This window comes from Actinoplanes sp. ATCC 53533 (genome assembly GCF_003947245.1).
Genome location: NZ_QHHV01000206.1, coordinates 1 through 20,433 on the forward strand (window position 1 = coordinate 1; position 20,433 = coordinate 20,433).

General features: G+C 70.3%; 13 protein-coding genes and 1 pseudogene. 8 read left to right on the forward strand and 6 right to left on the reverse strand.

What is annotated here, in order from left to right; translation table 11 throughout:
- Positions 1-257 precede the first annotated feature (257 nt).
- Entirely contained in the window at positions 258-1,040 is a 783-nt protein-coding gene (locus DMB66_RS47240; protein WP_125803733.1) for an ATP-binding cassette domain-containing protein, read from the forward strand.
- A 77-nt stretch (positions 1,041-1,117) separates the two neighbouring features.
- Here DMB66_RS47240 and DMB66_RS47245 read toward each other — a convergent pair whose 3' ends face one another.
- Both DMB66_RS47245 and DMB66_RS47250 read right to left on the reverse strand, forming a co-directional pair.
- A complete protein-coding gene (locus DMB66_RS47245) occupies positions 1,118-3,829 on the reverse strand; it encodes a hypothetical protein (RefSeq protein ID WP_125810654.1) in 2,712 nt (903 codons plus the stop codon).
- A 255-nt stretch (positions 3,830-4,084) separates the two neighbouring features.
- Positions 4,085-8,734 carry a family 78 glycoside hydrolase catalytic domain gene (locus tag DMB66_RS47250; RefSeq protein WP_125810655.1) on the reverse strand — a complete coding sequence of 1,550 codons (4,650 nt, stop codon included), beginning with the start codon at positions 8,732-8,734 and terminating at the stop codon, positions 4,085-4,087.
- A 365-nt stretch (positions 8,735-9,099) separates the two neighbouring features.
- Here DMB66_RS47250 and DMB66_RS47255 point away from each other — a divergent pair, with 365 nt between their 5' ends.
- Together DMB66_RS47255 and DMB66_RS61810 are read left to right on the forward strand one after the other, a co-directional pair.
- On the forward strand, positions 9,100-10,521 hold the full coding sequence (locus DMB66_RS47255) for a WGR domain-containing protein (protein ID WP_125810656.1): 1,422 nt from the start codon (positions 9,100-9,102) through the stop codon (positions 10,519-10,521).
- A gap of 1,568 nt (positions 10,522-12,089) precedes the next feature.
- Entirely contained in the window at positions 12,090-13,580 is a 1,491-nt protein-coding gene (locus DMB66_RS61810) for an NBR1-Ig-like domain-containing protein (protein ID WP_158647589.1), read from the forward strand.
- Positions 13,581-13,688: 108 nt separating this feature from the next.
- Here the strand turns inward: DMB66_RS61810 and DMB66_RS47265 are convergent, their stop codons facing one another.
- Together DMB66_RS47265 and DMB66_RS47270 are read right to left on the reverse strand one after the other, a co-directional pair.
- Positions 13,689-14,105 carry a spore-associated protein A gene (locus DMB66_RS47265; protein WP_125810658.1) on the reverse strand — a complete coding sequence of 139 codons (417 nt, stop codon included), beginning with the start codon at positions 14,103-14,105 and terminating at the stop codon, positions 13,689-13,691.
- A 32-nt stretch (positions 14,106-14,137) separates the two neighbouring features.
- Entirely contained in the window at positions 14,138-14,548 is a 411-nt protein-coding gene (locus DMB66_RS47270; protein ID WP_199753045.1) for a spore-associated protein A, read from the reverse strand.
- A 214-nt stretch (positions 14,549-14,762) separates the two neighbouring features.
- Between DMB66_RS47270 and DMB66_RS64690 the strand changes: the two are divergent.
- The 3 genes and pseudogenes from DMB66_RS64690 to DMB66_RS47290 all read left to right on the forward strand — a co-directional run.
- Positions 14,763-14,873 (forward strand): annotated as a pseudogene (locus DMB66_RS64690) (RNA polymerase subunit sigma-24); the annotation flags it as partial.
- Positions 14,874-15,225: 352 nt separating this feature from the next.
- The gene (locus DMB66_RS47285) at positions 15,226-16,095 is read left to right on the forward strand and encodes an SMP-30/gluconolactonase/LRE family protein (protein ID WP_125810660.1); all 870 of its coding nucleotides are present in this window, start codon (positions 15,226-15,228) and stop codon (positions 16,093-16,095) included.
- 415 nt (positions 16,096-16,510) lie between these two features.
- Entirely contained in the window at positions 16,511-16,873 is a 363-nt protein-coding gene (locus DMB66_RS47290) for an oxygenase MpaB family protein (protein ID WP_199753046.1), read from the forward strand.
- Between the two features lie 130 nt (positions 16,874-17,003).
- Here DMB66_RS47290 and DMB66_RS47295 read toward each other — a convergent pair whose 3' ends face one another.
- Together DMB66_RS47295 and DMB66_RS47300 are read right to left on the reverse strand one after the other, a co-directional pair.
- Positions 17,004-18,125, reverse strand: coding sequence for an SGNH/GDSL hydrolase family protein (locus tag DMB66_RS47295; protein WP_233625342.1), 1,122 nt, complete (start codon positions 18,123-18,125; stop codon positions 17,004-17,006).
- A gap of 221 nt (positions 18,126-18,346) precedes the next feature.
- Complete coding sequence (locus tag DMB66_RS47300; protein ID WP_125810662.1) at positions 18,347-18,994, reverse strand: DUF4360 domain-containing protein; 648 nt, start codon at positions 18,992-18,994, stop codon at positions 18,347-18,349.
- A 482-nt stretch (positions 18,995-19,476) separates the two neighbouring features.
- Between DMB66_RS47300 and DMB66_RS47305 the strand changes: the two genes are divergently transcribed.
- Positions 19,477-20,118 carry a DUF4360 domain-containing protein gene (locus DMB66_RS47305; protein WP_125810663.1) on the forward strand — a complete coding sequence of 214 codons (642 nt, stop codon included), beginning with the start codon at positions 19,477-19,479 and terminating at the stop codon, positions 20,116-20,118.
- A 109-nt stretch (positions 20,119-20,227) separates the two neighbouring features.
- Positions 20,228-20,433 (forward strand): hypothetical protein (locus tag DMB66_RS64695; RefSeq protein WP_233625343.1); only part of this gene is annotated, 206 nt, incomplete at its 3' end.

Below are 20,433 nucleotides of genomic sequence, written 5' to 3' on the forward strand. Positions count from 1 at the left end.
AAGCAGAGCGGCAGCCCGCTTCCTATCGGGAAGCAGAGCGGCAGCCCGCTTCCCATGGGGAAGCAGAGCGGCAGCCCGCTTCCCATGGGGAAGCAGAGCGGCAGCCTGCTTCCGGGAGGGAAGCAGAGCGGCAGCCCGCTTCCGGGAGGGCAGCAGAGCGGCAGCCCGTTTCCGGGAGGGAAGCAGAGCAAGGCACCGTTTCCGGGAGGGAAGCAGAGCAAAGGATCCCGGCAGAGCACACTCAGGGAGGCACCGGAATGAGCACCACCCTCACCCCGGTCCTACAGGCGAAGGGCCTGACCAAACGCTACGGACGCGTCACCGCCATCGAAAGCGGCGACCTGGAGCTCTACCCCGGTGAGATCCTCGCCGTCATCGGCGACAACGGCGCCGGCAAATCCAGCCTCATCAAAGCCCTCTCCGGCGCCGTCATCCCCGACAGCGGCGAGATCTACCTCGACGGCCAACCCGCCCACTTCCGCACCCCGATGGACGCCCGAGCCGCCGGCATCGAAACCGTCTACCAAACCCTGGCGATCTCCCCCGGGCTCGACATCGCCGACAACCTGTTCCTCGGCCGTGAGGAACGCAAACCCGGCATCCTCGGCACAGTGTTCCGGATGCTCGACAAAAACCACATGCGCACCGAAGCCCGCCGCCACATGAACGAACTCGGCGTCGCCACCCTGCAAGACATCGGCCAAACCGTCGAATCACTATCCGGCGGGCAACGCCAAGCCGTCGCCGTCGCCCGCTCCGCCGCCTTCGGCAGCAAAGTCGTCATCCTCGACGAACCCACCGCCGCGCTCGGCGTCAAGGAAGGCAACCGGGTCCTACAACTCATCCGCGACGTCCGCGACCGCGGCCTACCCGTCATCCTGATCAGCCACAACATGCCCCACGTCTTCGAAGTCGCCGACCGCATCCACATCCAACGCCTCGGCCGACGCGCCACCGTCATCACCCCGAAAAGCCACACCATGAGCGAAGCCGTCGCCATCATGACCGGCGCCGCCGAACCACCACCACACACCGCTTGAGAGCTCCCCGGAACGACGAGACGCCGTACAGCCCGGGGGCTGTACGGCGTCTCGCTTTCCGGGGACGGCTGTTCGGGTCAGCCGCCGTGTCGCAGCGGCACCGTGGACGGCTTGCCCACGGTGACCGGGGCGATGGTGATCTTGTCGATGTCCGGGGCGTAGGCGGTCGGGTTGCCGAACACCAGCGCGCCGCCCGCGGTGGTCAGCGTCACCGGGATGGTCCGCTCCAGGAAGCTGTTCCAGACGTAGGTGTGCCGGAAGTACCCGTGCGCGGTGCCCCCGCCGGTCTCGGTGACCTCCAGCCGGCGGTCGATGACCTGCGGGTTGTAGTCGTGCCGGCCGCTGAGCTCGGCGTTGGCGAAGCTGACCGCGATGTTGTAGGCGCCCGGCTTGTCGAAGCCGGGACCGCGCGGCACCTCGAAGGTGTTGGCGGCGCCGTTGCCGACGTAGCCGAGCCCCTTGAGGCCGGACGCGTTGCTGCCCGAACTGTCGGCGTACGTGTTGATCACGACGGCGCCCTTGCGGACCGCGTTCTCCGCCTCGATCGTGACGGCGGCGGTGTCCGCGGCGGCGGCCCGGGTGGCGGTCAGCTGCTTGAGCAGGATGCCCTTCTTCGAGCGGATCTCCACCTCGTTGATGCCCTGGCTCAGGTGCACGCGGACGGTGGAGCGCCAGGAACCCAGCCGGGGCGCGGACACCTTGGCCACCGAGCGGCCGTTGACCGTCAGGTCGACCTCGGTCCCGCAGAGGTTGCCGTAGTCGAGGCTCAGGTCGTAGTAGCCGGTCTCCCAGGCCTGCACGTACGCGTCGGCCCGCTGCTTCGCACCCTGGATGACCGCGTATCCGCGGGCCAGCGGGACGGAGTAGGTGACGTGCGCGCCACCCACGTACCGCAGGGTGGAGGCCGGGTACACCGTGGGCTCACCGTCGGTGACGTCGGTGAGCAGGAACTTGTCCAGGGTGATGTCGGAGTTCGGCAGCGTGGTGGTGCCGTCCAGGCTGGACCGCAGGGAGAGCGTGTGCTGCCCCGCGGTGAGCGGGATGGTCAGCTCGGCGCTGCCCCGGTACTGCCACTTCTGGTACGAGGTGAGCGCCAGGTCGGCGGTGTACTGCACGATCGCCGGGTTGGCGCCGTCGATGAACAGGGCGTGCCGGCCGGGTACGCCCGGCGTGCCGCCGATGACCTGGAAGCGGTACTTGCCGGTGCGGGGCACGGTGACCGTCCACTCGGCCTTGGAGGTGGGCCGGTTGAACGAGCCGACGTCGTTGCTGCCCGAGGCCAGGAACTTCCAGCCGCCGCCGCTCTGCGGGTCCTGCTGGTAGACGGTGGCGGCGGTCAGGGCGGTCTGCTCGGCCTCGACGCTGGTCGCCCACACCCCGTTGGCCACGAGCTTGCGGTCCTGCTCGGGCGTGATGAGGACCTGGTACGCGGCGTACCGGTCATAGGTCGGCACGTCGAGCTTGAGCGCGCCCCGGTTCAGGGCGACGCCGTCGAGCACCTTGACGACGCGCGGCGTACCGGAGACGCCCTCGGCACCCGAGAGGGTGACCTCGCGGACCTCGACGTCGACCCGCTTGCCGAAGATCTTGCGGTCCAGGTTGGCCAGGTTCAGCGAGACCGGCTTGCTGCCGCCGCCGTACAGGACGGTGGCGCGCTTGTTCTTGGCGTCGATCGCGCCGATGCCCTGCAGGGTGTCGACGGTGTTGAGCGCCGGCGGGGTGACCGCGACGGTCTGGCTGCCCTCCAGGTCGCCGTACCACTTGTACATCCACCAGCCGGCGTTGGCGGCGTTGGCGCGGGCGCTGTTGTCGTTGAAGTTGCCGGCGTAGTTCCAGTACGCGGTCTGCCCGTCGACCTTCAGGTCCTCCATGATGGACAGCCACTGGATCAGCTGGCCCGGCGTGCCCATGTCGCGCAGCATCCCGAACTCGGTGATGTTGATGTGGATCGGCTTGATCCCCAGGTCCTTCTCCAACTGCCGGTATTCGGCGTAGTGGGAGCGGAACGTGCGCAGGTTGTCGATGCCCAGCTCGTGCCAGATGAACACGTCGGGCAGCACGTTGTTGGCCTTGGCGTAGCGCATGATGTCGGCGGAGCGGGCCGCGCGCCAGCCGGTGTCGCCGGGGCCGCCGATCCGGGCGTGGCCGAGGCCGTGCCGGGCGTAGACCTCCTGGATCTTGGAGTACGTGGCGCTCCAGTCGGCCAGGAACTCGGCCTGCTGGGTGCCCCAGTTCGCGTACCAGTTGCCGCCGTCGGGCTCGTTGAACGGGATGAACACGTAGTCCTTGGGCCGGGCCGAGGAAGTGGCCACGGCCTCGGTCACGAACTCGACGACCTCGAGGTAGTCCCACACCCCGTTCGGCGTGCTGGTGTACGTCCCGTCGGCCTGGTTGTAGGTGCGGGTGTCGCCGGGGCGGCGGCCGCCGTTGTACGACCAGTCCGGGTAGTAGTCCTGGACGTAGATGTACATGTCCTTGCCGTGCTTGTCGAAGAACCCGTCCTCGACCTTCAGCGAGTCGCCGCTGGGGTGCTGGGTGCCGTGCGGCGCCTTCTGCGAGGTGTTGGTGATGTGCGCGCCGTTGATCAGCGCCTGGGTGGGTGCGCCTTCGTCACCGAAGCCGTAGAGCGTGCCCGTCGCACCACCCCGGAACGCGCCGGTGGTCCGGCCGAAGTCGACGCTCAGCGCGTCGGCGGGCTCGTCGGCGGCACTTGCGGGGGACATCGACTGGGCGCCGACGACTAGCGTGGCGACGGCCAGCGCCGCCACCAGTCTCGCGACTGTGTTCATGCTGTTCTCCTTGGCCGGCGAGGTCGCACGGAGATCCGCGAGGCCTGGTGCGGGAGCGTGGCCTCATGCGATCCGTCCGCCGCGGATGATCGATCACTCGCGGCGTGGAGCGAGTGTGACCGGTCACATCGACTGCCGATAGAGTCTGTTGCGATTTCGTTACCAACTAGTTTCCGGCGCTGGGCGATTTACGGCGAAGGGCGTGGGTGACAGTCACGCTGCCGCCCACGCCCCGCGCCGTACCCGTACCGTTGCTCAGCCGGTGGTCACCGGCAGCGACCACACGTCGGCGATCGACGGATCGTAGTTCCGCCCCTCGGCGTCCTCCTGGAACCGGACGCGCACGGCCCCGTCCGTGGTCAGATCGGCCCGGTCCACCAGGATCTGGTAGCTGACGGTGCCCTCCCCGCCGGCGGTGCGCTGGTAGGAGCGGGGGTGCACGAGGACGCCGTCGACGAGGACGTCGTAGTCCTTGGTCTGCGCCTGGTTGTAGGTCTCGACGGCGCGGAGCACGAACGGCTGCCCGGGCATGACCGCGAGGTCGAACTCGAAGTAGCCGCCGGCCACCCCCTGCTGGGTGTACCGCCGGGTCCGGCCGGCCTCGGTGTTGGTGCCCGAGGTGGCCGAGGCCTTCAGCTGATGCGCCTGCTCCGAGGCGCCGTCGCCCAGGTCGGCGTGGTCGACGGCACCCGCCGGCGGCACCGCGAGGACGACCCGCACGGCGGCGGTGGCCTGCTCCGCCGCGCTGGCCCCGAGGGCCGCCGTCACTGTGGCGGCGCCCTCGGTGACGGTCATCGGCGCGGTCACCGGCAGGGCGACCGTGCGCTCCTGCCCGGCCGCCAGGTCGTACTGCTGTGCCGGCCCGGTGGACCACCCGTCCGGCGCGGTGACGGTGAGGCTGCCCTGCGCCCGGATCGTCGAGCGGTTGCGCAGCACCACGCTGACGCTGCTGGTGCCGCCCGGGACCACCGCATCCGGGCCGGCCGTGACCCCGGCGATCTCGACCGCGGGTACGACCGTGATCGCGGCCCCGATCGGCAGGGTGGCGGTGCCGGTCTGCCGCCGGTAGCTGACGGTGCCGGACAGTTCGACGGTGCCAGCCTTCTGACCCGCGCCGATGCGTACGTCGAAGAGAGCCGTCACCGTGCCGCCCGGCCGGACCGACGTCGCCGGAGCCGGACCCGCCGGCACCGAGGTCCAGCCCGCCGGAGCCGGCAGGCCGATGCGCACCTCGGTGAGCGGCGTCTTGCCCTTGTTCTGCAGTTTCGCCTCGACCCGGACGACATCGCCGGGGGCGAGATCCCCCACCGGTACGGTCACCGAGGCGACCGCGCCGACCAGCGCGGCCGACACCCGCGACAGGCGCGTGCGCACGTCGGTCAGCCCGGCGCGCAGTTCGGCGGCGGCCTGCTCGGTGAGGCGCTTCCGGGCCAGTTCGGTGCCGACCCAGCGATCGAGGTCGGCGGCCGCGGCCAGCGCGACGTGCACGGTGCTGGCGGTGGCCGCCGGGGACACCGTGCCGTAGCCGCGGTCCGCGGCCTCGGTCGAGCGCACCAGCGTCCGGGCCAGGACCGTGGCCACCGGCCACCAGCAGCGGTTCTGGTGACCGCTGCCGACCGGGCGGCGGTCGCCGGCCGCCAGCTTGTCGATCTTCTCGGCCAGTGCCGCGGCCGCGAGCGCGGACTCACCGAGGTCGCCGCGGACGGTGTCGACCGCGAACCGGTAGCTGCCCGCGCCCACGGTGAACACCGCGTTCGGCCCGGCCATCTTGACGAACCGGACGCCGTCGGCCTCGGCGGCGGGCTTGCCACCCTCGGTCACCGACCACCGGCTGGCCGCCGGGATCTCCACGGTGGCCGTGGTGTTGCCGGGAACGGTGACGTCGAGCGACATCTGCCCGGCCGCGTCCAGCTTCCAGCCGCTGACGAACTGGCCGTACCGGGAGCGGTAGGTGGCCCGGGCCGAGGTGAGGCCGCCGCCCGGCCGCGGCGCGATGGTGACGTGCCGGTATCCGGGTGCCGCGTCGTCCGGCCGGATCCCGCCGATGGTGCGGTACATCCAGTCGCCGACCGCGCCGTACGCGTAATGGTTGAAGGAATTCATGCCGACGTCGCCGAAGCTGCCGTCGGGCTTGATCGAGTCCCAGCGCTCCCAGATCGTGGTGGCCCCGCGCGCGATCTCATAGCCCCACGAGGGGTAGTCCCGGTTGAGCAGCAGCCGGTAGGCGATGTCCAGGTTGCCGGTGTCGGACAGCGCGGGCAGCAGGTCGGGAGTGCCGAGGAAGCCGGTGGCGAGGTGGAAGCCGCGCGACGCGACCCGCTCCGCGAGCCGCTTGCCCGCGGCGTCCCGCTTGGCGGCCGGCACCAGACCCATGCTCAGGGCCAGGACGTAGGCGGTCTGGCTGTCGCCCTGGACCCGGCCGTCGGCGGAGACGTACGCGTCGGCGAACGCACCGGCGACGGCGGTGGCGCGAGCGCCGTACTTCTCGGCGTCGGCGGTGCGGCCCAGCGCCGCGGCCATTTCCGCGAAAAGCCGGGTGCTGTACGCGGCGTACGCGGTGCCGATGACGCCGGCCGGAGTCGGGTCGTCCAGGTTCAGCCAGTCCAGGTACGGGCCGGCGTTGGGCCGCAGCAGGCCGTCGCTGGTGGCCTGCACGTAGTCGACGTACCGGCGCATCGAGTCGTAGTGATCGGCCAGCACCTTCGTGTCGCCGTAGCGCTTCCACAGGGTGTGCGGCACGGTGATCCCGGCGTCGGCCCACCCGGAGACGCCCTCGCCGCAGCAACTCCGCGGCGCGACGTCGGGATAGGCCCCGTTGGCGGACTGGGCGTCCCGCATGTCCGCCAGCCACTTGGTGAGGAAGCTCAGCGAGTCCATGTTGAACGTCGCCGTCTCGGCGAAGACGTTGATGTCGCCCGTCCAGCCGAGCCGCTCGTCGCGGGCCGGCGTGTCGGTCGGCACCGACAGGAAGTTGCCCCGCTGCCCCCACACGATGTTGCTCTGCAACTGGTTGACCAGGGGGTCGGAGGTGGTCAGCTCGCCGGTGAAGGGCGCCGCCGTGCCCATCACCCGCCCGGTCACCGCGGACAGGGCCGGCACCCCGGGGAAGCCGGTCAGCTCCACGTACCGGAAGCCGTGGAAGGTGAACCGCGGCTCGTACACCTCGGCGCCCTTGCCCTCGAGGGTGTAGTAGTCGGTGGCCTGCGCGGTCCGCAGGTTGGCGGTGTAGACGGTGCCGTCCGGGTTGAGCACCTCGGCGTGCCGGATCCGTACCGTCTGCCCGGCGCCGCCGGTGACCCGCAGCCGGGTCGAGCCGACCATGTTCTGGCCGAGGTCGAACACCCACACCCCGGGCCGCGGCTGGGTGACGGTCTTCGCGGTCAGTTCCCCGGTCACCTTGACCGGCGGATCGATCTGGGCGACCAGGCGCTTCGTCGGGTCGTCGGAGGCGGTGTTCCGCACGGTGGCCGCGGACCAGCCGGCATCGTCGAAGGCGGACCGGCGCCAGCCCGGTGGGTCGAGCCGGGCGTCGTACGTCTCGCCGTGGACGTTGTCGCCCCGCAGCACCGGGCCGTCGGCGGACCGCCAGGTGCCGTCGCTGCCGATCGTCTGCGAGGTGCCGTCGGTGTAGTCGATGCGCAGCTCCGCGAGGAGCTCGGGCCGCTCGCCGTAGAGCTTGTCGCCGAGCCAGGCGATATTTCCGGAGTACCAGCCGTCGCCGAGCATCGCGCCGATGGTGTTGTCACCCGCGACGAGCTGATCGGTGACGTCGAAGGTCTGGTACTGGATCCGCTTGGCATAGTCGGTCCAGCCCGGGGCGAGCTGGTGGTCGCCGACCCGCGAGCCGTTGAGCGAGAGCTCGTAGACGCCGAGCGCGGTCGCGTAGATCCGCGCCCGGCTGACCTTGCGATCGACGCTGAACTCGCGGCGCAGCAACGGCTTCCCGGCCGGGTCGGCCAGCAGCGTCTCGGTCGAACCGGAAACCGCCAGACCTTGCGGGGTCGGCGTGCCGGCGGTGAACGGGTTGGCTCCGCCGGTCAGATCGGCGTCGACCTCGGTCTTGCCGGCGACGGTGAGCTTCACCGAGTGGACGACGGCCGACTCGCTGTTCGAGGTGCGCAGCCCGATGGTCCCGCTGGTCCGCCGGCTGTCCACAGTGGTGTCGACCAGGGTGCCGTCCACGAAGGTCTTGATGGTGGTGCCCGCCGCCTCGATCCGCAGATTGTGCGGCTTGGCGAAGTCCGCGGGCGCGACGACATCGGCGATCGACACCTGCTTCAGCAGCTGCCAGTTGCCGCCGATCCGCACGTGCGGGCGCAGCACCGGGGCGTTGTTGAAGTTGGCCAGCTGCCACATGTAGGCGTCGTTGACACCCCGGGCCCGGAAGAAGACGCCGGCCGCGTCTCGGGTCACCGTCAGGCGGACGTCCACTGTGTAGTCCGACCAGGAGGCACTGGGGCGATCCCGCCCGATCCACTGCGCGTGCCAGTCGCCGGGCCGCAGCAGACCCGTCTCCCACCAGGCCGGAGAGCTCCAGGCCGAGCTCCTGCCGGCCGCGTCCCAGACGCGCACCTGCCAGTGATAGCGGGTGGCCGAGGCCAGCGCGGGGCCGCCGTACGGGACCTGGGTGGACTCGGCACCGGCCGTCCGCCCGCTGTCCCAGATATCGGCCTTGCCCGCGGACAGCTTGGCCGCGGTGGAGGCCACCCGGACCTGGTACGCGGACTGCGTGACCCCGCGCCGCGCGGAGCTGACCAGCCAGCCGAGCCGCGGCGCCGGCGTGTCGATGCCGAGTGCGCCCGCGACGCCCTCGACGGTGAGTCCGGTGGCCACCGGCGCCGGACCGGCCGCGGCGGCCGGTCCCGGAGCGGCGGCGACCGTCGTGAGCGTGGTCGCGACACACATCGCGACCGCGAGAAGGTTGATGCCCGCCCATCTGGCGGTGCGGTGAAGTCTCGTTCCTCGGTTCATGTTCCACCCTTCCGATCGGGTCTTCATGACGGAGCAGGCACGCGTCGGGCATGCCGAATCGCGGCACGGGTAGGCGTGCCGAGCGGCTGGTGAGGGTTGATGAAACGTTTCATTAAGGTTTGTAACCTGATCGTACGTACCCCGTCACACGAGCGCAATGAGCAGCCATCGTGGACCTTGCCCGGCGCTCCGGAAAATGTCGCACCCCGTCGCTACGGTTCTTCCATCGATGTGCCCGCGCACCTCTCGGTAACCTCGTGCCCCCATGCCCCGTGCCCCCGTGCCGAAAGGTGACCCTGATGCCCGCCGAAACGACATACCTCGAGCTCTCCGAAGACAGCGGCAGCGCCCACAAGTTCTATGAGGTATCCGTCGACGGCACCGACCTGACGATCCGCTACGGCCGCATCGGCGAGCGCGGCCAGGTCAAGCAGTCGTCCTTCAGCGACACCGGCAAGGCGAAGGCCGAGGCGGCCAAGAAGGTCGGGGAGAAAGTCCGCAAGGGATACGCGCCGGCGGTCCCCGGCGGCCGGCAGAAACGTTCCATCTCCCGGCGCCAGATCGTCAGCAGCCGCTCGACCGCCACCCGCGCCCCGGTCCTGTGGCGCTACGCCTCGCGCAGCCCGGCGTTCGGCATCTTCGTCGACGACGACGTGTGCATGGTGGGCAACGAGAGCGGCCTCATCACGACACTCAGCCACGACGCCGAGGTCCTGCAGCAGTTCCGGCTGCCCGACGGCGTCAAGTGCATCGTCGCCGACGACGGCTGGATCTACGCCGGCTGCGACGACGGCAACGTCTACGACCTGTCCGGAAAGGTGCCCCGCCTGGCCTACCGGATCGCGCCCGAGATCGACATCTACTGGCTCGACATCCACGACGGCGTGCTGGGCGTCTCGGACGCCGGCGGCGGCATCTCGGCGATCGACCACGAGGACGAGTTCCTGTGGCAGCGCCCCGGGCGCGGCTCGTCGGCCTGGATGGTCCGCTGCGACCCCGACGCGGTGCACCACGGCCACTCGGGCGGCGTCACCAGCTACGACTGGCGCACCGGCAGCGAGCTCTGGCACACCCGCACCGGCGCGGTGCTGTTCGGCTGGCAGGAGCGCGACACCCTCTATGCGGGCACCGCCACCCGGCAGGTGGTCGAGCTGGGCAAGGACGGCACGACCAGGCAGACATACCGCTGCGACGCGGCGGTGTATTCGTGCGCCACGGCGGCGGACGGCCGCTACGTCTTCGCGGGCGACAGCGCATCATCGATCTACTGCTTCGACGCCGCCGGCAACCGCCTGTGGAAGCTGGGCACCGGCTGCGGCTCGGCATACTCGATGCAATACCGCAACGAGCGCCTCTACATCGTGACCACTGACGGCTCCCTGGCCTGCATCGACGCGAGCGAGGAGGCGATCCGCTCCGCGGTCGGCGGCAGCGTCCCCCAGGTCGTCGACGTGAAGGCACCACCCCGCATGCCCGCGGTCGTCCCGTCGACAACGGTGGAAATCGTCCACGACGACGCGGGCGGCGTGGTGGTCGAGTGCGTCGACGAGGGCGGCCGGCTCCGCATCCGGGTCGTATCATCGGGCTACCACCGCGACTGGCAGGTCCAGTTCCCCAAGGGCATCCGCGAAAGCGGCAACCGCTACGTGGTAACCGGAATCCGCGAGGCGAGCCGCGGCGGCTTCTACCGCGCATACGGCGAGATCCGCCGCCTGGTCTAGCCCAACCAGCCGACCTGTTCCCGCCGGATGCGGAAACAGCCGGCGAACTCCAGACCATCCACGATCGACGTTGCCCGGCGGCGGCCGAAGCTCGGGCTCACCGGCCCCCTGGGCCGCGGCCCCGGCCGAAACCCGTGCGCTCAGGCGCCGCCGGCCACGAACGGGTCTTGTGGAACTTGCAGCGCATAGGCCGCCTGATCACCGATCGTCCGGTCGCTGCTGTGGATCGCGGGCCCGCCTCCGCTCCGCTCGAGTTTCGCCATTTCTGGGATCGCTCGCCCCGTAGGGCATCAACCATCCGCCCAGCTCATCCGGCACGTCGGCCACAGAATCTCGCTGCTCGGCGCTGGCCAGGAAATACGCAAGATCTACTTTCGGACCCGGCCTGCGGCTGCGCCCGCACAAATGGCGAACTCAAGCCCTTCACAACCCTAAGATCCGACATCACCTCCCCTCGCCCGCCCACACACCCGAGACCTGGAAGCGGATGGATGCGTTCGGCTCGATCAACCGGTGATCGGAACGCCCCCTTACCTGCACCATCACCTACGCCGCACTCCCATCCCTTGAGCTGGGCCGCAGCGGACGACGGGAATGGCGAGCCCACCGGGTGTTGCGACCACCGGTTGAAATCGCCTTACGTTCCGTAACGCCATAAGATCCGACACCGGCCACCCACACACCGGAGACCTTGAAGCGGACAGGTGCGCTCGACTCGATCAACCGGTGGTCGCAACGCCCCTTACCCGCACCATCACCTACGCCGGCACTCCCATCCCTTGAGCTGGGCCGCAACGGACGCCGGGAATGGCGAGCCCAGCGGGTGGTTGCAACCACCGGTTGAAATCGCCTTACGTTCCGCAGCGCCACAAGAGTTGCCAGAGCGGCAGGCCAGCGGGGTGTGAGAGCCGCCCGGAGCTGGGTTGCGACCTCGACGGGGTTGGTTCGCGGTCGGCCGGAGCCGCAGGATGCGATCGCCCGCGATTCAGATCCTGTTCTGGCGCGACATTTCGGGAGGCCACTTCGCCACCTCCCTGTGGTGCGCGACGTGCAGCCGCCACTCTCGCCAGTGCGCATCCAGATGGCGAGGGCGGGCGCGGGCCTCGTTGTTCGGACCGCACCCGGACACACCGCCGACCGATCAGCGATCCCTGACCACCCACCACCTCGGCCTCTTGGAAGCTCATCGACCGGCGTGCGCTGGCCGCATTTGGCACGGCTCTACACCAATGAGGACGGACTTCACGTCACGGATATCGTGACCACTGCGCCGGATCCACGGGCGCGGATGGTCGGGTTCAGACGAGGTGGAGGAATTGGAGAGAGAAGCGGAAGGTCAGCATCGGGTGCCACGGCGGCGAGGGCGGCGGCCGGAGCGTCCCGACCCTGATTCGGGCCCGGTGAGCGCCTTCGCCGGCCGGCTGTGGCGATTGAAGCAAGAGGCGGGCGACCCCTCGTACGAGGAGATGTCCGTGCGCCTGGGCGCGGCGGCCTCACGGTCGTCGCTGGCCGCCGCGGCCAAGGGCCGAAGTCTGCCCAGCTGGGAGACGACATGGGAGTTCGTCCGCGTGCTCGCCGTCGACCGGCTGGGTCGCGACCCGCGGGTCACCGAGAGAGAGTGGCGGGAGCACTGGCGGCAGGCCAGGGTGGCCGGGCTCGCAGCGGCCGGCACGGCGCCGGCGCCCGGGCTGGTAGGACCGGGACCGGGGCCGGCAGGTGCGGTGCCAGGGCCGGTAGGTGCGGCGCCGGGACCGGGGCCGGCAGGTGCGGCGCCGGGGCCGCCGGCGGTCACGACCGGGGCGGCGGCGTCGCCCCCGGCGGCCGAGACCGGGGCGGCGGCGCTCCCCGCAGCCGAAACCGGGACAGCGACGTCGCTCCCCTCGGCGGAGACCGGGACGGTAGGAGCGTCCCCAGCGTTCGAGGCCGGGGCATCAGCGGGCGAAGCCAGGACATCGGCAGACGCGGCACCAGCGGCATTCACGGCCAGGACCCCAACGACGCCAGCAGCCAAGACCGAGCCATCAGCGAGCGAAGCCACGACCCCAGCAGACGCAGCACCAGCGGCATTCGAGGCCAAGGCGCTAGCAACGCCAGCGGCCAAGACCGAGGCATCGGCGAGCGAAGCCATGACATCGGCAGACGCGGCACCAGCGGCATTCGAGGCCAAGGCGCTAGCAACGCCAGCAGCCAAGACCGAGCCATCAGCGAGCGAAGCCAGGACATCGGCAGACGCGGCACCAGCGGCATTCACGGCCAGGGTCCTGGCAGCGCCGGCGGCTGACGCCGGGGCGTCGGCAGCAGTCGAGACCGGCAAAGCCGACGCGGTAGGCGAGACCGGCAAAGCCGCGGCGCAGGCTGGCGGGGCCGGCAAAGCCGAAGCGGCGGTTGAGACCGGCAAACTCGCAGCGCAGGCTGGCGAGGCCGGCAAAGCCAAGGCGGCGATTGAGACCGGCAAACTCGCAGCGCAGGCGGACGAGACCGGCGAGTTCGCGGTCTCCGGGCCGGTCGGGAGCAGGCATGAGCCGGCGGCTCCGGCCGCCGGCTCGTCCGCGTCGCCCGGAGTGGCCGGCCGGCGGCGCTTTGGCGTCGCCATCGCCGTTGCCGCCGCGGCCCTGGCCGCTCTCACCAGTGTCGTTCTCGCGTTCGTCGTGCTCGCCCGGCAGCCGGACGGCAGCGGCGGTGCCGGTGCGCCACCGGCGGCCGCCGCCTCGCCCGATCATGACGACTCCCAGTTCGAGGGCGACATCACCTTTCCCGATGGGACGGTGGTGCCGCCGAACTCCTCGTTCACCAAGATCTGGCGGATACGCAACACGGGCACCGTGTTCTGGGCCAACCGTTTCCTGGGGCGGGTGAACGAGCAGCCGTGCCAGGCGCCGGCGGTTGTCGCTGTCCCGCAGACCGGGCCGGGAGAGACCGTGGACATCGCGGTGACCGTCCGGACTCCCGCCGAGCCCGGGCGATGCAAGATCTACTGGAAGATGGCCGACGAGCAGGGGCGGACGCTCTTCCCGCTCAAGCGTCCGATCTTCCTGGACGTCCAGGTCGGCAGTTCGTGACGGCCGCACAGGCCGCGCGGTGACGCGCCGGGGCCCAGCCGGTGCCGCACCGGCTGGGCCCCGCCCCCGTCCCCCGCTCCCCCTACAGCGTCGCCGTGTGCGCGAACCTCAGCCGCAGTTGGTTCCGCGCTTGCCGCCCTCGGTGCCGCTGATGCGGCCCATCCAGTCCACGCACTTGTCGGCCGCGGACAGGTAGATCGGGCCGGCGTAGGACGTGAAGTTGTCCCCCTCGTAGGCCGTCCAGTGGTTGCCGACCGGGTGGACCGCCAGGCCCGCCTCGATGAGCACGGCCGAGCCGACGCTGTTGCGCTTGGCGACCACGCAGTTCTTGCCCGTTGCCGAGCTGTAGGTGAGGAACACGGTTCCCTTGGTGCCGATCGCGGCGGAGTTCACGACGCCGTAGCCGGATCCGCACTCGCCCCCGTACGTGGCCGCGGCGAGCGCCGGGGTCGCCGCGGTCAGCGCCCCGGCCACCAGGGCGGCGGTGAGGGTGACGGTCGCGGCGGTGGACTTGACGAGCTTCATGTGGTTCCTCCGGTGCTTGCTGGTGGTCGGGGTCAGCCGCAGTTGGTACGGGAGCGGGTCAGGGTCGCCGTCCCGATGGTGCCGCCCCAGTCGACGCACGAGCCCGCCGCCGACACATAGACCGGTCCCGCGTACGTCGTGTAGTTGCCGCTGTCCTTCGCCCACGCGGTGGTGCCGGAGCGGCGGAGGAACGCCTCCACGAGGGTGGCGGTCCCGGAGTTCTCCCGGATGGTGACGACGCAGTTCTTCCCGGCGGACGCGTTGTAGGTCAGGTACACCGTGCCCCGGGTGTTGGGAAGATCGATCAGGTTGACGACGCCGTAGCCGGTGCCGCACTGGCCCCCGTAGAGCGCGGCCAGCGCGGGCGAGGCGTTGACCATGGTGCCCACCGTGGCGGCCGCCGCGGTGACTCCCAGCGCTGCGATCTTCTGCGAAATGCGCACGAAGAGTTCCTTTCTGCTGTGGATCGGTGCGAATGACGCTGGCATGCGGCACCGGCCGCCACCAGGTGATCTTCATCCAGGAATCGTCCAGTGGATAATTCGGAGAAATAGTCCCCAGGTCAGGTCGACTACCGCTGGGTAGCCGTGATCGGGGTCACCTCCTGTCGAGAACCGTCCGGCGATCGGAGTCGCCTTTCCGGTGTGAGACGAAAGCCTGGACGCGATCACCGAGGAAGAACTCGTGCGGCGCACCGCCGGTGGTGACCGGCGGGCGTTCGACGAGTTGTACCGGCGTACCTCGCCGTGGCTGGCCGTGCGGCTGCGCCCCTGGCAACCGCCGGATCGCTCGCCTAGGCGGTGGCCGGCCCTACTCGGCGCGCTCCCGCCGAGGCTGCCCGGTGAGCCGCCCGGCGTGCTCCCGCCGAGGCGCCCGGTGAGGCGCCCGGTGAGCCGCCCGGTGAGCCGCCCGGTGAGCCGCCCGGTGAGCCGCCCGGTGAGCCGCCCGGTGAGCCGCCCGGTGAGCCGCCCGGTGAGCCGCCCGGTGAGCCGCCCGGTGAGCCGCCCGGTGAGCCGCCCGGTGAGGCGCCTGGTTTGACATGATGTCGAAATCGGCCGCCCTCCTTCGATATACCGGGTGAGTGGCGCTCGACGGCGCCGCCGGAACGGAGGGACCTCCCATGTCCGACCCGCGCACCCTGCTGACCGGGATCGTCTTCGGTGAGTCACCCCGCTGGCACGACGGCCGGCTCTGGTTCGCCGACTGGGCGCGCCAGGAGATCATCGCGGTCGACCTGGCGGGCCGGAGCGAGGTGATGCTCCGGTTGCCGGGCGCCGGCGGCTTCAGCCCGGTCTGCATCGACTGGCTGCCTGACGGCCGGTTGCTGCTGGTCTCGGGGGCCAGCCGCAGCGTCATTCGCCAGGAGCCGGACGGCACCCTGGTCACCCACGCCGACCTCGACGGGGCGTTCGAGGCGCAGCAGTGGAACGAGATCGCGGTGGACGGCCGGGGCAACGCGTATCTCAACAACATCGCGTTCGACTTCCCCGGCGGCGAGTTCCGGCCGGGTCTGGCTGCCCTGGCCACCCCGGACGGCGCGGTCCGCCAGGTGGCGGACGGGTTCGGCTTCCCCAACGGGATGGCCGTGACGCCCGACGATTCGACGTTGCTCGTCGCCGAGTCGTACGCGCATGTCCTGACCGCCTTCGACATCACCCCCGACGGCGGCCTGGCCAACCGGCGGGTCTGGGCCACGCTGGGCGAGGCGGCGGCCCCGGACGGCATCTGCCTCGACGCCGAGGGGGCTGTCTGGTACGCGGACGTCCGCAACCGCCACTGCGTACGGGTGCGCGAGGGCGGCGAGGTGCTGCAGACCGTCGACACCGGGCTGGGCTGCTTCTCGTGCGCCCTCGGCGGCCCGGACGGGCGGACGCTGCTCATGGTGGTGGCCGACTGGGCCAAGGGCCCGGCGATGTTCACCGGTGACCCCACCGGCCGGATCCTGGCCCTGGACGTCGCCGTCCCCGCGCCCTCAGCAGCACACCTCTGAGACGTCGCCGTCCCCGCGCCCTCGGCAGCACACCTCTGACTCGCCGCCGCACGGGATCCCGCCCGCCCGGCAATCCGGCAGACCTACCATTCGCCACGTGCTGGCCGGGCAGTGCCGGCTTGAGGCCAACAAGCCAGGCCGGCCTGTTTCGGTGGCGCGGGATTCGGCGATGACCGGCTTCGCGCCGCCGCGCGGGACGGAAGCATCGTCCTGATCGGCCTCGACGACCTGTAGCGGCTGCGGACAACCGGCCGCAAGCAACCGGCCACGGACAACCGGCCGCAAGCAACCGGCCGCGGACAACCAGCCGCGGACAACCAGCCGCGAGCAACCAGCCGCGAGCAACCGGCCGCGGACAACCAGCCGCGAGCAACCGGCTACCGGCCACCGGCCTACCGAGGTCACGCTCGGCGAGGTGAGGCCGGGCACCGAGGTCGTCGACTGGCGGGGCTTCGAGGCGTACTTCGACCGGATGTGCGCCGAGGTGCTGGCGGACAACTGGGCGACCCGGGCCGTGCTGGATCTCCGGCACATCGGCAAGCCAGCCCTGCTGCGGCGGCTGCCGAGCGCCGGGTGGCGCGTGCTCCGAGCGCCGATGGCGCGGTTCATGGTGTGGCTGACCGTCGGGATGTATCCGCCGGTGGTGCGGGCCAGGCTGGGCTACGGCTGGTCGCGCCGCAGCGCACTCGCGCTGCGGCTGATGGGCCGACTGATCGCTCTGGCGTGGCGGTTGGTGCCGTTCGAGCGGCGCTTCCACCCGCGCGCCCGGGCAGCCTAAAGGCGTGCCGGCGGAGTGTCCGTGCCGCCGGTTGAGACTCCGCGTCGCAACCTGCGGGCACATTGATGTCCGTACCGGAGGTCCATGTTCGCTTCGGTCAGGCGGATCGCATCCGCCACCGGGCGCCCGGCTACCAGCGCAGCGGCAGCGTCGCGACGTAAGCGTCGAGCTCGTCGGCGATGACCTGGTGGTCGCGGGCGGAGGGGTGCCAGTGGCAGCCGCCGTAGTCCAGGCCCGCCTCGCCGTAGTGCCAGTAGCGGATGCGGCTGTCGCCCCGGCTGTTGCGCTCCTGGACGATCTGCTGCGCGGTGTCGGCGAGCGCGGTGGTGTTGTAGACGTCCGTGGTGCTCACCACGATGATCGTGCGGGGACCGTAGCGGGCCCGGAGCTTGTCGAGGAAGCCGTGGTAGGCGCTGCGGTAGGCGGCGATCAGGCTCTCCGGCGTCCACGGTTCGCCCGGGTTGACGGCGGTCGAGAAGTCGTTGATGCCCAGGCCGATCACGACCAGCTGGGGCCGCCAGGTGGCCGGCTTGCGCCAGACGTCGCCGTCCACGCTCAGCAGCGCCCGGTCGTAGTAGGTGCGGTAGCTGGTTCCCGGTTCGCCGCCGTTGTAGTTGCGCACCATGCCGCGGCCGGAGAAGGCGTTGATCTGGTAGTCGGCGTTCAGCCGCCGCGCGGTGAGGGCGCCGAAGCTGAGGTCCGCGTCGGTGGTGCGGTTGACCTCGTCGCCCGTGCAGTCCCGGGTGCTGGAGAGATTGCCGTAGCCGGCGGTGTAGGAGTCGCCGATGAACTCGATCTGCCGGTGTCGCGGCGCCGGCCCGGACAGGATGGCGCCGCCGCGCACGGCCACGAAGCCACCGAATTCGCTGACGGCCCACGGGCTCTCGGAGCGCTTGACGAGCCGGACGTCGTGCTCGCCGCGCCGGAGACCCGTGACCCAGTGCGTGATCCGGCCCGGGGCGACGAGGGTGCCGACGGTGGCCCCGTCGACCTGGACGTCGTAGTCGGCGGCGGCGTCGTTCAGGACGATACCGACCCCCGTACCGCGGAAGCGGCCCTCGAAGTAGACACCCGGCCAGCTGTACCGCAGTGAGTCCCCGCCTGCCTGGACGCGGCCGGCCGTGTGCGCCGCGGCCGATCCGGCGGACCCGGCGAGGTGCGCCGCGGGGGCGGCGGCGGCCGTTCCGGGCAGCGCGGTCAGGACCAGCAGGACGGCGGTCGCCAGCGCGCCGGTCGCACGTACGGATCGCACGGGATCTCCTTCGGGGCGCACCGTCTGCCCATCCATGACCATCTACCTATCCATGACCGTCCGCATGTTCATGGCCGTCCGCATGTTCATGACCGACTACCTATCCACAACCGTCGATTCAAGCGCTGAACCGGTTAAGTGTCAAGAGACGCCCATGAACCCCGCGGCCTGATGGCGAGGGCTGCCGCATCGGCAGCCCTCGCCATCGCCGTACCCGTTGGTTACGGGCACCGCTTCCAAGCGAAGTGGTAGGTGGTCGCGATGCTGCCGTCGGTGGAGTCCATCGTCAGGAAGCTGGCGGTCGTCGAGGTGCCCTTGGCGAGCCGCAGCTCAGTGTTGATGTTGAGATTGCGCAGTTCGCCGCACGGGTGCCAGACGACCGCGGCGACCGGGACCTCGTCACTGGCGAACCAGTTGTCGTCCAGGGGTGCCGCGATCGGGTGGTTGGTGAAGGTGCTCTCCGTCATGCCCTGGAAGTAGTAGTTGGCCCGCTGCGAGGCGGTGGCACCCCGCTGCAGCAGCCCATAGCCGCGGTAGTCCACCTTGGCGATCGCGAAGGTGAAGCCCTGCGGCACATGGACCAGCACATTGAGCTGGCAGTTCTTGCGGCCCGCGGTGGTGGCGATGCCCGGACCGGCCTCGGCCAGGTAATCGCTGTAGATCGCGGTGAAGGCCTTGTTGTCCGGCGAGACCGCGACGTCCGCCGTACCGGGCCGGCAACCGGAGCCGGCCATCGCCACCAGGTCGATGACGATGTGGTCGGACGGCGGGTCGTCCAAGATGTTTCCGGCAGAGGCGGGCGAGCCCACGATCAGCGAGGACGCGATCAGCGCCAGCACGGCTCCCCCACGCACCAACAATTTACGCATGGAACTCCCTTCGACATGAAACAACGATGCGCACGCGGGCTCAATGTAAGACAGACATAGAGACCCGTCAATGAGACTTTCGCGGATCGCACCGCATTACCAATATCCACCGGCGAGCCGGCCGCAAAAGCTCGGCGGCGCGTCGCGTCAGGCAGCACTCCACGCCTTAGGGATATTCCGGGCCAACCACTCCGCCAAACGGTCGAAATATCCTGTCAATACTAGCGAATCGCTCTGCTCCCTCAGCGTCAAGGCGCCTGTCACCGGCGTCGGCGGGTCGCTTCAGGGATCGATCACTGACAATACTTGTGCCGGCGGTGCCGCCTGGCTAATATCCCGTATCGGAACCCAGTAGCGGCAGTCATGGCGCAATAGCCGACACCAGATGAGGATTTCTTCCCCGGGCGAATCCGTCCGGGGTAATGCAGCGATGAAGCACGCGCGACATCTGTCGATAGTGAGCGGCAATCGAGAGGAATGCAATGATCAAAACGAGACCTGCGGTTCTCGCCGTACTCAGTACGGTTCTTGCGCTGTCGCTGTCCACGCCGGCTCGCGCCGCCGGTGACGCAGCGGTCGCCGCCGTCCCGGAGGGCACCGTCACCGCCGAGGTGATAGCCGCCAACGGCTCGGGCTGCGCGCCCGGGACGGCCACGGTGACCGCCAACGCCGACAAGACCGGCTTCCGGATCAGGTACTACGACTTCGTCGCCGAGGCCGGCGGCGGCGCCGACCTGACGGACCGCCGCAAGAACTGCCAGCTCGGCGTGCTCGTGAACATCCCGGCGGGATGGACCTTCGCGGTCGCGGAGGCGGACTACCGGGGCCGGGCCCGGCTCTACTCCGGCGCGACAGCCCTGCAGCGCACGAACTACTACTGGCAGGGGTCCTCCGACAACAGCAGCACCGACGAGACGTTCGCCGGCCCGCTCAACAGCTACTGGGAGACCAGCGACGTGGCACCCGTGCTGGTCTACCGGCCCTGCGCGGAGCAGCGGGTCCTGAACATCAACACCGAGCTGCGGGTGGACAGCGGCACGTCGACCGGCAAGAACAGCATGTCGATGAGGTCGAGCGAGGGCGACGTCGACACCCTCTTCAACTTCAGCTGGGTCCGGTGCTGACCCGGTAATCCCCCGACACCGTACGGCTCACGATCCCGAAGGGTTCCACGGAACCCTTCGGGATCGCTGTTCGCTACCGGCCGGCCGGGGCGGGGTGAGCAGGTACGGGGTGAGCCGCTACGGGGTGAGCCGCTACGGGATGAGCCGGTACGGGGTGAGCCGCTACGGGGTGAGCCGCTACGGGGTGAGCCGCTACGGGATGAGCCGCTACGGGGTGAGCCGACTGCCGGGCCACCTCGCGGCGGTTGGCGAGCGCGATGATCAGCGACCCGACGACGGTCGGCGCGATCCAGGCGACCAGGCTGCCCCGAGTCA